Source organism: Bradyrhizobium sp. AUGA SZCCT0283, assembly GCF_018130385.1.
Taxonomy (GTDB): domain Bacteria; phylum Pseudomonadota; class Alphaproteobacteria; order Rhizobiales; family Xanthobacteraceae; genus Bradyrhizobium.
The window spans coordinates 225,992-240,740 of the sequence record NZ_JAFCLU010000004.1 but is presented as its reverse complement, the minus strand read 5'-3'; the positions used below and the strand labels follow the sequence as shown (position 1 = coordinate 240,740).

The 14,749-nt window shown below is 62.2% G+C and carries 8 protein-coding genes; 5 read left to right on the top strand and 3 right to left on the bottom strand.

The genetic code is table 11. The features are described from left to right. Positions 1 to 33 precede the first annotated feature (33 nt). The 5 genes from JQ624_RS08460 to JQ624_RS08430 all read left to right on the top strand — a co-directional run bounded on the left by JQ624_RS08460 (position 34) and on the right by JQ624_RS08430 (position 9,473). A complete protein-coding gene (locus JQ624_RS08460) occupies positions 34 to 1,668 on the top strand; it encodes a thiamine pyrophosphate-requiring protein (protein ID WP_212418401.1) in 1,635 nt (544 codons plus the stop codon). 33 nt (positions 1,669 to 1,701) lie between these two features. Further along, positions 1,702 to 2,412, top strand: a complete 711-nt coding sequence (locus JQ624_RS08455; protein ID WP_212418400.1) for a type 1 glutamine amidotransferase — start codon at positions 1,702 to 1,704, stop codon at positions 2,410 to 2,412. Positions 2,413 to 2,644: 232 nt separating this feature from the next. Beyond that, positions 2,645 to 7,843, top strand: a complete 5,199-nt coding sequence (locus JQ624_RS38490) for a GAF domain-containing protein (protein WP_249129544.1) — start codon at positions 2,645 to 2,647, stop codon at positions 7,841 to 7,843. Then, positions 7,840 to 8,229 (top strand): response regulator, encoded by a 390-nt coding sequence (locus JQ624_RS08435; protein ID WP_212418399.1) that lies wholly within the window; start codon positions 7,840 to 7,842, stop codon positions 8,227 to 8,229. The genes JQ624_RS38490 and JQ624_RS08435 overlap by 4 nt, the downstream gene beginning before the upstream one ends. Further along, a complete protein-coding gene (locus tag JQ624_RS08430) occupies positions 8,226 to 9,473 on the top strand; it encodes an adenylate/guanylate cyclase domain-containing protein (RefSeq protein ID WP_212418398.1) in 1,248 nt (415 codons plus the stop codon). The genes JQ624_RS08435 and JQ624_RS08430 overlap by 4 nt, the downstream gene beginning before the upstream one ends. 18 nt (positions 9,474 to 9,491) lie before the next feature. Here JQ624_RS08430 and JQ624_RS08425 read toward each other — a convergent pair whose 3' ends face one another. The 3 genes from JQ624_RS08425 to JQ624_RS08415 all read right to left on the bottom strand — a co-directional run bounded on the left by JQ624_RS08425 (position 9,492) and on the right by JQ624_RS08415 (position 14,737). Further along, complete coding sequence (locus JQ624_RS08425; protein WP_212418397.1) at positions 9,492 to 11,066, bottom strand: MDR family MFS transporter; 1,575 nt, start codon at positions 11,064 to 11,066, stop codon at positions 9,492 to 9,494. A gap of 228 nt (positions 11,067 to 11,294) precedes the next feature. After that, positions 11,295 to 12,629 carry an MBL fold metallo-hydrolase gene (locus JQ624_RS08420; protein ID WP_212418396.1) on the bottom strand — a complete coding sequence of 445 codons (1,335 nt, stop codon included), beginning with the start codon at positions 12,627 to 12,629 and terminating at the stop codon, positions 11,295 to 11,297. An 11-nt stretch (positions 12,630 to 12,640) separates the two neighbouring features. Then, a complete protein-coding gene (locus JQ624_RS08415) occupies positions 12,641 to 14,737 on the bottom strand; it encodes a S8 family peptidase (RefSeq protein WP_312014391.1) in 2,097 nt (698 codons plus the stop codon). Positions 14,738 to 14,749 lie beyond the last annotated feature (12 nt).

Genomic DNA, 14,749 nt, shown 5'->3' with positions numbered 1-14,749 from the left:
GAACCGGCCTGCAATCCAGGGGGAGAGACCGTCATGAAGCTCGGCGCCGCCATTGCGGAAATCATGAAGCGGGAGGGAATCGAAATCCTCTGCGGCTATCCGGTCAATCATCTCATCGAATATGCCGCCAATGCCGACATCCGCCCGGTGATGGTGCGCCAGGAGCGCATCGGCATTCACATGGCGGACGCGATCTCGCGCGTCACCTCAGGGCGATCGATCGGCGCGTTCTGCATGCAACATGGGCCGGGCGCCGAGAACGCGATGGGCGGCGTGGCGCAATGTTACGGCGAATCGGTGCCCGTGCTGGTGCTGCCGATGGGCTATGCGCGCAGACTCGCCCATATCGACCCGAACTTCAACTCCAGCCAGGCGATGAAGGCGTTCTCGAAATCGTCCGAGCCGATCAATATCGCCGCCGAGGTCTGCAACATCTTCCGGCGCGCGTTCACCAAACTGAAAAACGGCCGTGGCGGGCCGGTGATCGTCGAAATCCCGGCCGACATGTGGAACGAAGAAGTGCCGGAGCCGCTGAACTACACGCCGGTGCTGCGCACCCGATACGGCGCGGATCCCTTGCATGTGAAGGAAGCGGCGGCCCTGCTTGTCGCGGCGAAGCGCCCGGTGATCTATGCCGGCCAGGGCGTGCACTACGCCAAGGCCTGGCCGCAGCTCAAACGGCTGGCCGAGCGCCTCGCTATCCCCGTCACGACCAGCCTGGGCGGCAAATCCTCCTTTCCCGAAACCCATCCGCTGTCGCTGGGATCGGGCGGCCTCGCCGTGCCGCGCGCGGTGCCGAAATTTCTGGGTGATGCCGACGTGATCTTCGGCATCGGTTGCTCATTTACCGAGACGTCATTCGGCATCGCCATGCCGAAGGGCAAGACCATCATCCATTCGACGCTCGACCCCAACCATCTCAACAAGGATGTCGAGGCCAGGATCGGCCTGGTCGGCGACGCCGGGCTCGTACTCGACGCGCTATTGGAAGAGATCGGCAAGACCGTCACGACGGATCGCGACGCGACGGCGGTCGCCGCGGAGATCGCAGCCTCCCACAAGGAATGGCTGGCGAAATGGATGCCGAAGCTGACGCATAACGACGCGCCGCTGAATCCCTACCGTGTGCTGTGGGATCTGCAGCACACCGTCGACATCAACAACACCATCATCACCCACGATGCCGGCAGCCCGCGCGACCAGCTCTCGCCGTTCTGGAAATCGATCGAACCGCTCTCCTATATCGGCTGGGGCAAGACCACGCAGCTCGGCTACGGCCTTGGGCTTGCGATGGGCGCCAAGCTGGCAAAGCCCGACAAGCTCTGCATCAACGTCTGGGGCGATGCCGCGATCGGCTTCACCGGCATGGACTTCGAGACCGCCGTGCGCGAGCGCATCCCGATCATGTCGATCCTGCTGAACAATTTCTCCATGGCGATCGAATTGAAGGTGATGCCGATCTCGACCGAGAAATACCGCTCCACCGATATCTCCGGCGACTACGCCGCGATGGCGCGCGCCTTCGGCGGCTATGGCGAGCGGGTGACCAAGCCGGAAGACATCATCCCCGCCATCCGGCGCGGCATCCAGAAGACCAAAGAAGGCGTCCCGGTGCTGCTGGAATTCATCACCAGCAAGGAAACCGAGGTCTCAAGGCCGGGAACCTGAGGGGCGACGCAACCGATTGCCAGATAGTCACTGATGCCGCGCATTACGATCCTAGAGACTGGACTGGTCAGCCCGAAAAATCGCGAGCTCCACGGATCGTATCCGCAGATGTTCGAGCATATGATCGGCGCCGCCGACGCCACCGTCACTTTCAATACCGTCAGCATTCCCGCCGGCGAGCCGCTGCCGGCTATCGAAGGACTGGAGGCGATCCTCATCACCGGCTCCTCGGCCGGCGTGTACGACGCGTTCGACTGGATCGCGCCGCTCGAGGGATTCGTGCGCACAGCCCACGACAACAAGGTGCCGATGGTCGGCGTCTGCTTCGGCCATCAATTGATCGCGCAGGCGTTGGGCGGCACGGTGCGCAAGTCGGAGAAGGGCTGGGGCATCGGGCGGCACGTCTACGACGTCGCGCCAGGCAATGGCCTGATCGAGGGCACGCACATCGCAATCGCCTGCTCACACCAGGATCAGGTCATCACGCCGCCAGTGGGCGCCAAGACGATCCTGTCCTCGGATTTCACGCCGCATGCCGGGCTGCTCTACGCCGGCGGCACCACGCTCTCGGTGCAGCCACACCCGGAATTCTCCGTCGGCTTCGCGCTGGCCTGCTGCGAGATGGTGCGCAAGGGCGATGCGCCCGATAGCGTCGTGACTTCAGCGCAAGCCTCGCTCGCCGAACCGCTGGACAGCGCGCGATTCGGCGGCGCCATTACGCGCTTTCTCACCGGCGCACGTTAGGGCAACCGCGGCATTGCGAAGACGCAGGAGGGCATTCCCGTGCGGCTGGAACTCAACACCAGCAAGGAGACCGAGGTCTCGCGGCCGGGGACCTGAGGCCCACCACCGATTTAGCGTAAAGCATCCAGGATTTTGGCTGGCCGAAACCATCCTGTAATGGAATAATGAGGCTGCAGACTGGCCGCTTTTTTTGCCCGCGCTGTGAAGCAGCGGGCGATATGGATTTCATCCGATGCCCGCGCTTCCTCAGGACGTGGTGGCGGATTTGCAGCAAGAGAACGCCCGGCTGACGGCCGAGTTGCGCGCCGCACAAGATCGCGAGAACGCCACCGCCGACATTCTGAAGATCATCGCCAGTTCGCCGTCCGAGGTAAGGCCGGTATTCGAGGCCATCGCGAGAAGAGCCAATGCCTTGCTCGGCGGCTTTTCGACGACCGTCTTCCGCTTCATTGACGGAATTGCCTACCTCGAGGCATTCACACCAACCAATCCCGCCGCCGACGAAACACTGAAGAATACGTTCCCGCGGCCGATTGCCGATTTCGAAGCCTTTGCGTTGGCACAAGCCGGCAAAGTCGTGCCGACCCCCGATACTGAAGCCCTGACGAACGAAATCAAAAATGTCGCGCGCGCCCGCGGCTTTCGCAGCATGTTGTTTGTCCCACTGGTGAACAACGGAACCGTGATCGGCATGATCAGCGTTACGCGGGTCGAGCCCGGTACGTTCGCTCCGCAAAACGTACAACTGCTCCAGACCTTCGCCGACCAGGCGGTCATCGCCATCGAGAACGTCCGCCTGTTCAACGAGGTTCAGCGACGCACGAGTGATTTAACCGAGTCCCTGCAGCAGCAGACTGCGACTGCCGACGTACTTAAGGTCATCAGCCGCTCGGCATTTGATCTGCAGACAGTGCTCGATGCATTGCTCGCGTCTGCCTGCCGGCTATGCGAGGCAGACATCGGAACGATACGATACCGGGAAGGCGACGAGTACCGCCTTGCAGCGACATTTGGCTGCGAGCCCGAATGGAGAGAGCATTTTTCCCGCTACTCGACCAAGCCGGATCGCGGTTCGGTGTTTGGGCGAACAATCGTCGATGGCCATACCATTCATATTCCCGATGTGCTCGCCGATCCGGATTTCAAGCGCCTGAGTGCGCAGAAGCTCATGGGTTTCAGGGCAGCACTCGGCGTACCGCTCGTCCGCGAGGGACAGACCTTCGGCGTCATTAACCTGTTCCGCTTCGCAGTTGGGGCGTTCAACGCGAGGCAGATCGAGTTCGTCCAGACCTTCGCCGACCAGGCCGTAATTGCCATCGAGAATGTGAGATTGTTCGACGCCGTCCAGCAGCGCACCAGCGAGTTGACAGAATCCCTGCAGCAGCAGACTGCGATTGGCGAAGTCCTGAAAACCATCAGCAGTTCCACATTCGATCTGCAGCCGGTACTCGACACGCTGGTGCAGACCGCTGCGCGACTGTGCAATGCCGACATGGCGTTCATCATGCGGCGCGAAGGCGACGTGTACAGAGCCGGCGCTTCCGTAGGTTTCTCCAGGGAATACGCCGAATTCCTCGAAACGCATCCGATTACTCCCGACCGCCACACGATTACTGGTCGGGCCGCCCTCGAGCGCCGCACGGTTCAAATCATCGACGTCGCAGGCGATCCCGAATATACCCTGCGCGAGTCGACCACCTTGGCCGGTCAACGCACGGCGCTAGGCGTGCCGTTGTTGCGCGAGCGTGAGCCGATCGGTGTAATCGTGATTGCCCGTCGAAGCGTCCAGGAATTTACCGAAAAGCAGATTGAGCTCGTCAACACCTTTGCCGACCAGGCGGTCATCGCGATCGAGAACGTCCGTCTCTTCGAGCAGCTGCGGCAGCGCACCGAGGATTTGAGCGAGTCGCTACAGCAGCAGACGGCGACTGCCAACGTATTGAAGGTGATCAGCCGCTCGGCGTTTGATCTGCAGACGGTGCTCGACACGCTGACTGAATCGGCGGCGCAGCTTTGCAGTGCGGATATGGCGGCTATCGCCCGCAGCGACGAGCGCGGGTTCTATCACGCAACCAACTACAATTTCCCGGTCGACTGGGTCAGGGTCGCCGATGTGCATCGACTGCAGCCCGGCCGCGGCAGTGTCATCGGGCGAGCGCTCCTTGCTGCGAAAGCCGTTCAGATCCCTGACGTGCTGGCCGATCCCGAATATACGTATCTGGACATGCAGAAGGCCGCAGGTTTCCGGACTCTGCTGGGCGTTCCAATGATGCGCGAGACGGAGCCGATTGGCGTACTGTTTCTCGGCCGCAAGACGGTTCAGCCGTTTACGGACAAGCAGATCGAACTGGTATCGACCTTTGCCGACCAGGCGGTGATCGCGATCGAAAACGTACGGCTGTTTGACGAGGTTCAGCAGCGCACGCGCGAACTAACCGAATCGCTCGAATACCAGACGGCAACCGGCGACATCCTGCGCGTGATCTCGCGTTCGCCAACCGACGTCCAACCGGTCTTTGATACGATCGCTGAGAGCGCGGTGAGGCTATGCGACGGCCAGTTCTCCTTCGTTCTGCGTTTCGATGGTAACCTCATGCACTTCGCTGCCGGCCATGGTCTGAGCGCTGAAGGTCTGAAAGCCTTCCAGCGGCTGGTTCCAAGGCCGGCGGATGAGGACACCGCTACCGGCAGGGCGATACTACACCGCGCTGTAGCTCAAATCCCGGACGTTCTTGTAGAGCCTGTCTATGCTGGCCGAGGTCTTGCCGACGCAGCAACGTATAGAAGCATCGTGGCCGTTCCGCTGCTGCGAGACGGTGATCCCATCGGAGCGATCGCGGTAGCGCGGGCCGTTGCAGGATCCTTCTCTGAGCGCCAGATCGCTCTCCTGCAAACCTTCGCCGATCAGGCGGTGATCGCGATCCAGAATGTCAAGCTGTTCGACGAGGTGCAGGCCAAGTCCCGCGACCTCTCGGAGGCGCTGACCTACCAGACCGGAAGCGCCAACATTCTCAAGGTGATTGCGTCCTCACCGACCGACGTCGAACCGGCACTCAAGGCCATTGTCGAAAGCGTCTGCGAGCTTTGCGATGCCTATGATGCCAACGTCCTGCTGAAGATCGGGGACGATCTGCATTTCAGCGCCCATCACGGACCCATACCGACGGGTCAACATGCACGCCCGATCAACAGGCAGTGGGTCACGGGTCGCTCGGTCGTCGACAAGGTACCGGTGCAGGTGCGCGACTTTCAGGCTCCCGAGGCCGCGGAGTTTCCAGAGGGGCAACGGCAGTCGCGCGAACAGGGTCACCGCTGCACGCTCAGCGTACCTCTCTTGCGGGAGGGAGAGGCCATCGGCGCGATCGCACTGCGCCGCCTGGAACCGGTAGCCTTCAGCGACAAGCAGATCGCCCTGTTGCAGACCTTCGCCGACCAGGCGGTGATCGCCATCGGCAATGTCCGCCTGTTCGATGAAGTGCAGGCCAAGACGCGCGACCTGTCGGAAGCCCTCACCTATCAGACTGGCAGCGCCAATATCCTGAAGGTGATCGCCTCCTCGCCGACCGACATCGTGCCAGCGCTTGAGGCCATTGTCGAAAGCGCGTGCGACCTTTGCGCGGCTTATGATGCGGTCGTCGTATTGAAGGAAGGCGACGATCTGCTGTTAAGCGCGCATCACGGTCCGATACCGATGAACCAAAGGCGCTGGCCAAACGACCGTACTTCGGTATCGGGACGGGCGATTGCAGATCGCTTGCCAGTGCATCTGCGCGACATTCTCTCAGCCGAGGGCGAGCAATTCCCCGCCGGACAGGAGATGTCGCGCCGAGACGGCTGCCACACCATTCTGGGCGTACCGATGCTCCGGGAAGGCGAAAGCATCGGCACGATACTGCTTCGGCGCACCGAGGTGAATCCGTTCACCGACAAGCAGATCGCCCTGCTGCAGACCTTCGCCGACCAGGCCGTGATCGCCATCGGGAATGTACGGCTGTTCGAGGAGGTGCAGGCAAGAACGCACGAGCTGGCCGAGTCGCTGGAGCAGCAGACTGCGACATCGGAAGTCCTGAGCGTCATCAGCAGCTCAGCCGGGGACCTCGCTCCCGTGTTCGATGCCATGCTCAACAAGGCTATGCAGCTCTGTGGCGCCGATTTCGGCGTCCTCAACACCTTCGATGGTGCGCAGTTCCACACGGCCGCCACCTACGGCCTTCCGCCGGCTTACGACGCATTCCGGCGAAGACAGGCGATCGATTATGGCCCGGGCACTGCGCCAGCCCGTCTGCTAAGAGGCGAGCCGCATGTCGAAATAACCGATTTGATCGACACCGAGGCCTATCGCAGCGGCGACCCAAACCGTCGCGCTTTGGTCGACGTCGGGGGCGCGCGCAGTCTGCTTGCCGTGCCGCTGCTCAAGGACGATCGCGTCGTCGGGAATGTCATGATCTTCCGGCAGGATAAGCGGCCTTTCTCGGAGAAGCAGATCACGCTTCTGAAACAGTTCGCGGCCCAAGCCGTGATCGCCATCGAGAATGCCCGGCTGCTCAACGAACTGCGCCAACGCACCAACGATCTCTCCAAATCCCTCGACGACCTCCGCACCGCGCAGGACCGCCTGGTGCAGACCGAAAAGCTCGCCTCGCTCGGCCAGCTCACCGCCGGCATCGCGCATGAGATCAAGAATCCGCTCAACTTCGTCAACAATTTCGCAGCCCTTTCGGCCGAGTTGACCGAAGAGTTGAACGACGTCCTCAAGCCGACTGAGCTGGCGGAGAAGGTCCGCGCCGAAGTCGATGAGCTGACGGGGCTTTTGAAGGACAATCTGGAAAAGGTGGTGCAGCACGGCAAGCGTGCCGATTCCATCGTCAAGAACATGCTGCTGCATTCGCGCGAGGGCGGCGGCGAGCACCGGCCGTCCGACATCAACGCCCTGATCGACGAGAGTCTCAACCTCGCCTATCACGGCGCCCGCGCCGAGAAGCCCGGCTTCAATGTAACGCTGGAGCGCGATTTCGATCCCGCCGCGGGCCAGATCGACCTGTTCCCGCAGGAGATGACCCGCGTGTTCCTCAACCTCGTCTCCAACGGATTTTACGCCGTGACCAAGCGCAACAAGGAAGGCGCCGAGCCCGGCTTCGAGCCGACGTTGCGTGCGAGCACGAAAAACCTAGGCGAAAGCGTCGAAATTCGCATCCGCGACAACGGCACCGGCATTCCCCCCGAAGTAAGTGAGAAGATGTTCAACCCCTTCTTCACCACCAAGCCGGCTGGCGAAGGGACCGGGCTGGGCCTATCCATGAGCCACGACATCATCGTGAAACAACATGGCGGCACAATTGACGTGGATACTGAACAAGGCCATTTCACCGAATTCCGCATCGTGTTGCCGCGAACAAGCAATTTTGCAGAAAAATATAGAGGACAGCCGTGAGCGTTCTGGTTCTAGTTGTGGACGACGAGCCCGACGTGGAAGCGTTGTTCCGCCAGCAATTCCGCCGCGAACTGCGCGCCCAGCGATTTGTCATGGACTTCGCCAGTTCCGCGCCGGATGCGCTGGCGCGCGTTGGCTCGACCATCGAGCATTCGCTAATCCTGATCCTGTCCGACATCAATATGCCCGGCATGACCGGGCTGGAAATGCTGCCGAAGGTCAAGGAAATGCGGCCAGACGTGCCGGTCATCATGATCACAGCCTATGGCGACGCCGACACCCGGCGCAAGGCACTCGAGAACGGCGCGACTGACCTTCTGACCAAACCGATCGATTTCGTGGCGCTGCGCCAGGAGATCGATATCAGGCTCGAGCAAGCCGCATGACCGCAACAATCCTCGTGGTCGATGACGAGCCGGATCTGGAGGCGCTGGTCCTTCAGAAATTCCGACGGCAGGTCCGCGAGGGCTTGGTCAGCTTCGTGTTTGCGCGTGACGGGCTGGAGGCGTTGCAGTCGCTCGAGGAGCATCCGCACGTCGACTTGGTGGTCTCCGACATCAACATGCCGCGAATGGACGGCTTGTCGCTGCTCGCCAAGCTGCAAGAATCCGAGGACAAGAAATCTACCATTATCGTGTCGGCTTACGGCGACATGAGCAACATCCGCACCGCGATGAATCGCGGCGCGTTCGATTTCCTGACCAAGCCAATCGATTTCGTCGATCTCGAAGCGACGATCGACAAGACCCTGCGGCACATCGAAATGCTGCGCGAGGTACGTCGCCGTCAGGCGGAAGCCGAGCGCGCCCATGCTTCGCTCTCCCGCTATTTCTCGCCCGAGCTCGCCAAGCGGCTTGCGGCCAGCGTCGGCGACCGCACGGAGGTGACCTGGCGCGACGTTGCGGTCATCTTCACCGATATAACCGGCTTCACCTCGCTCGTTGAGACTGCCGCGCCCGAACTCCTCGGGGAACTGCTCAACGAATATGTGACCGGAATGACCGATGTCGTCTTCGCGCATGAGGGGACCGTGGCAAAGGTGATCGGCGATGCGATCGAGGTTCTGTTCAATGCGCCCAGCGACCAGCCCGACTATGCGACGCGCGCAATCGCCTGCGCGCAGCAGCTTGACGTATGGGCGGAGGCGTTTCGCGAACGGTGGAAGGCGAAAGGCGTGAATTTCGGCGCCACCCGCATCGGCGTTCACGCCGGTCCTGCACTGGTCGGCAATTTCGGCGGCAGCCGCTTCTTTGACTACACCGCTTACGGCGACACCATCAACACGGCGGCGAGGCTAGAGGCGGCGAACAAGTTTCTTGGCACCCGGATTTGCGTCAGCGCGACGATAGCAAATGCGGCTGAGAACTTCAGAGGACGCCCGGTCGGCGACCTCATCCTGCGCGGCCGCAGCGAGCCGCTGCGTGCCTACGAACCCTTATCACCGGCGAGCTTCGACGCGCCGGCTGCGGGACAATATGCCGCCGCCTTCGCCAAACTCGAGGCCGGCGATGCTGCAGCAATGCCGGCTTTCGCCGCGCTCGTCGGCTTGCATGCCGACGATGCTCTGGCCGGCTTTCACTTAAAGCGGCTGCTCAATGGCGCCAAAGGAATCCGCATGCAGCTCGAATAGTGCGCTTTCAAGCTCAGCCTACTCCGCCATCTCCGCCGGCGTCGATGGACCTGCGAGCGGCCGTTCTTCCATCGCGATGATGCAAAGCGCGGCACAGGCCAGCAGCGCGGTGGCAGCGCCGAACACATAGCGGAATGCGATGATCATGTCGGCGACCGGAATCGCGTTCGCAGGTCCCCGATGTTCGCCGAGCGAGATGCCCGCGCCCAGCGCCATCAGCAGGATCGCGCTGAAGGCGGCGACCATGAACGACGACATCAGCGAGCGGAAGAAATTCATCGCGCCCGTCACGGTGCCGATCTGCGCGCGCGCCACCGCGTTCTGCAGCGAGACCACGCTGACCGGGAACGTGGTGCCGAGGCCGAGCGCAAACAGCGACAACACGACCAGCAAGCCCCATAACGGCAGCGTCGTCGCCGCCAGCACCGCACCGAAGACGGCCGCCGCCGACGTTCCGACGATGGCCACGCGCTTGTAGTGCTTGGCGCGCGCCATGGTCCGTCCGGCGATCGCGGCACCGCAGGTGGAAATCGCGGCGAGCGGGATCAGCGCCAACCCCGCTTCGCTCGCGGTCAGATGATAGACGACCTCGTAATACAGCGGCAGGTGCACGGTCAGTCCGGTGATGGCGCCCAGCGCGCAGCCGCCGGCCACCATCGCGTAAGGCACCACCGTTCCGCTTAGCAGCGGCAGCGGCAGGAACGGCTCCTCGGCATTGCGCGCGTGCCAGACGAAGGCGAACGCCAGCGCGACAGACGCACCGATCATCGCCATGATCGCCGGCGACAGCCAGGGATAACGGTTGCCGCCCCAGCTCAGCACCAGCATGACGACGACTGCGGACGCCATCAACAGCACGCCGCCGAGCCAGTCGACCTTGCGGCGGCGATGGAACACCGGGATCTTGCCCATCTTGGGCAGCAGCAGAAACAGCGCGCCGACGGCGAGCGGCACGTTGATCCAGAAGATCATGGACCAGTGCAGATGCTCGGCAAACACGCCGCCGAGCACGGGACCCATCAAGCCTGCAGCCATCCAGACGCCGCTGAAATAGGCCTGATACCTGCCGCGCTCGCGCGGGCTGACCACATCGGAGATCACGGTCTGCACGACCGGCATGATGCCGCCGCCGCCGAGCCCCTGCAGGCCGCGCGCGACGATCAATACCGGCATGTTCGGCGCGACCGCGCAGAGGATCGAGCCGGCCGTGAACAGGACAAGCGAAACGGTAATCATGACGCGGCGGCCGTAAATGTCGCTCAGCGTGCCGAACACGGGTGCTACCGCGGTCGAGGCCAGGAGATAGGCCGTGATGACCCAGGACAGGTTGCTGACGTCGTTGAACTGGCGGCCGATGGTCGGCAGCGCCGTCGCGACGATGGTCTGGTCGAGCGCGGCCAGGAACATCGTCAGCAACAGGCTCATCAGGATGGTGCGGACCTCGTCGGGGCTCAGCGGCGCCGGCGGCGCAATCGGCGGCGCATCGCTGACATCGATGACCTCGGTCGTGATGCGCGAGAGCTCTTCGCCAATATCGTCTGGCAATGTCGTCTGGTCGGCAGGTTCACGGCCCTGCCGCTGGTGCTTGTTCATGTCGGACGTAATATTGTTCTGCGCGGCCAAAGCCGCCGAGATGGAATCGCCATATCGGACGCACCTTAGAGCGCAAATTTCCCTCGCGGCAGCACCTCGCGCGCATGGGTGCATCCCGCGAGGGTATCATCGCGTTTCCGTGAGCAACATTTCGAGCCTCGCAGGCGCCTGCGGCCCTCCCTTGACGGCGGCTCCGGGAAACACCCCGTAAATCTCCGGTCGGTCAGCCTAGAGCTTCAGCGGCGTGAGCAGATTGATCAGATGCGGCTTGCTCTCGTCGACGATGGAGAGCTTCGCTGCCATTTTCGGGTTGTTCCTGAAGAACGCGACCAGGCCGTGTTTCTCGGGAGACCAGTCCTCCCGCACCGGCTTCTTGGATGCCGGATTGTTCTTCTTCCTGGCCTTCTCCTTGGCCTGCTCCTTTTCCCAATCCGCCTTCCGTCCCGCATCGATCTCCGCAACCGGATAGGTCAGATGAATCGTGTAGCCGGCGTCGGCGCCCCGCGCGTCCAGCAGCATTTGCAGCGTGGCGCGTTCCGGGTTGCCATGCTCGCCATCGCCGGAGAAAATGTAGTGATCGGCCGGCACGCGCTTGAAGAAGACGGTCTCCATATTGTTGTCGCTGCCGTGGTGCGGGACCTTCAAGAGATCGACACGCTTGTTGCCGCCCTTTTCCAGCAGCCCGGACAGTTCCATTCCTTCCAGAATCTTGTCGCCGCGGGCGTCGCCGGTCAGCAGCATGCTTTTGCCCCCGAGTTCGGCGAGGACGACGATGCTGGACAGGTTGGGAATGGATTCATCCTCGAAAGCCGCCAGCGCCGCCTCGGGCGACTTCTTTTTCTTCTCCTTCTGCGCGCGCAGCCATTCGTCATGCTGTTCCTGCAACGCCAGCAGTTGCGCTTGCATCGGCCCGACCACCGTCACCTTCAGGTCGCCGAGCGTCACCGGCTTCGCGGCCTTGGCCGCAAGGATCAGCTTGCCCTTGAATTTATGGTTGGGTTTCCACCCGAGGGCCTTGGCATCGTCACGCAACGTGCGGCCCTGCGGGATGCTGGACAGCACCTCGGCCGTTTGATGCATATCCTCATCTTCGATCTCTGCGTCATCCTTGAGCATGCTGGCTCCGAAGCTCGCCAACACGCTTCCGGAATCGATAGCCGCCTCACCTCCTGCAGCCGTCGCCTCGACTGATGCGGTGCCGAACCCGGCCACCAGTTCGTTGGGCCTGGTCTTGAGCAGATCGTCGAAACTGTTGTGCCACAGGCTGGTCACGTCGAGCCGCACATCCGGGCTCTTGGTGCGCTGCTCCTTGGTGAGGTCGAGAATTCCCTTGATGTGGTCGTCGTCGACATGGCTCACCATGACGACGTCGACCGGGAGCGGTTCCCGTTCGTCGAGATCGCGCGTTTCGTGGACCTTCTGCAGCCGCGGCTTGAGAAACGGCTGGTAGACGTCCGAAGGACCGCCATCGATCAGGATCAGATGCGGATCCTGCTCCGATCCGAAGTGCAGCATCAGGCAATCGCCCTTGCGCGCCCGCAATACATCCAGACTGAAGAACATTTCCCGCCTCCCTAGATGGATTGAAAGGCACGCAGGACGTCCAGCATGCCGTGGCCCTGGAAACTTCGCTCGCGGCCGAGGTCGGTCGCGCTTTCGCACAGGATTCGTTTGACCCGGCGAGGCTGGCCGATCAGTTCCTCGTAACGCGCCAGCAGCATCGCGGCAGCGCCGCTGACGTGCGGCGCCGCCATGCTGGTACCCGACTCAGGCCCCCACTCCTTGTGTTCGCCGCCGGTGATGCACGACTGCACCCGCTCCCCCGGGGCCACCAGGTCCGGCTTGAGGCGCCCATCGCCGGTCGGACCGCGGCTGGAGAAGAAACTCACGCCATAGGTATGCGGCCAGTTTCCGTGCGTGGACCCGACCGTGATGACGCTCTCGCCATTTCCCGGATCGGTGATGCTGAACGCGGCATAGCTTTCGAAAACACCGCCGTCCGTCAGTTCGAATTTCTGGTAGCCGCGATTGCCCGCGGCAGCGACCACCACCACTCCGCTCTCCACCAACCGCTCGCATTCGTTGCACACCGGCGTGCGTCCGCAGGCGTAGTTGCGGACATTGTGTGGGATGGAGAGACTGAGGTTGGCGCCGTGAATCGTAATATAGCTGTGCCGCTCGTTCACGTAACGAATGTATTGCAATGCTGCGATGATCGCGAATTCGGTATCGTCGATGGTCTTGCCGAGAACGCGGAAATCGTAGATGCGGATGTCGGGACACATGCCGTCGGGATGGTTGGTAGCTCCTCCGTTGGCACCGATGATCCCCGCGACGTGCGTACCGTGCGGGCTGGCCGGTTGCGGCGGATTCTTTAGCGTGATCAGCTTTTCAACGACGCCCCAATTGATCGGACGTTTTGCTTTGGCATCCTCGGCAATCTCCTTCAGATAGCCCGACGCGTCGGCCGGTTCGATGCCGGCGGCGTTTGCGAGTTGCTCCAGCTCCTCAGGCGCGATGTCGTCCTCGTCATTGCTGACAATCTCGCGAATTCTCGTGAAGTCGAAGGTCTTCCTGACACGCGATCTGTCGGGCTTGTCCTTCTCGGCGAAGGCTGTGTGCTTGGCATCGATGCCGGAATCCAGCACCGCCCAAACGATGTTCTTGCAATTCACCTGGAACAGGGAGTACGCGGCATCGGCCTTCACGGCCGGAACGGACCGGTCGAGCGCTGCCGACGCGACGCGGTTCAGCGAGACCTGAAAGATGTAGCCTTCGCGTCTCGCTTCTTCGTTATCGTCGAGATCATCCGATGCCAAGGCGTGGGGATTGGCCTGAATGACTGCGTAAAGATCGAACATCCCTGCGATGATTTCATCGATATAGGGCTGATAGTTTTGGAATGCCTGATCGACCTTGAGCCGCGGCAAACGCTCCACCGGCTGCGGCGGGGCACTGCCCGGGATGATCGGCCGTTCGAGTTTGCCGATCCAATAGATCAACCCCGCCAACGCGATGTATCTTTCAAGTGATGTAAAGTTCTCCGGATCGATGCCAGGCCGGCCAGGCTCCCGCTCGAGCAACCTGCGCAGGTTGGCCTGGTCGATCTTCAATATTCTTTCCTGGAGCTTTGACTGGCCCCACCATTGTGTCAGGGGCACAAGGATGCGCAGCACTTCGTCGAAATACAGCCTCGCACCCACGAGGCCTTGCAGATAGGCGACCTTCGCCCTCATTTTCGGCCGCTTCGACGGCGGCGGACTTTCGGCGTGGCGCTCCCGCTCGCGCAGCTCTATCCCCAGCGGGATCATTTGGGCGACCACCGCGGCGGTCGTGTTTTTGTGCGGCGTGATCAACACATCCTGAATGACGCCCGGATCAAGCGCATAGGCGGTCCAGACGTCTCCCAGCAGCGGCGAATCCTGCAGCACGCGGCGGTCGTCGATGGGGCCTAGCAGGATGTGCTCGACCAGCTCTGCGGGAATCGAGAATTGCAGGGGTCGGTCGGCTTTGGTTCTCGCGCTCCCAGGCGGAGCCTGCACCGTGCCGGGCTGCGCACCTGCAGGCGTCGCATCTGCAGGCGCTGTCGTGCCGGATGCCGCTCCCTTCGGTTCCGCGGGGCTCGGCTTGCTCCGCCGCGATCCGCCGCCCTGCTTGCGTTCCTTCGCCACGTTCGGACCCTC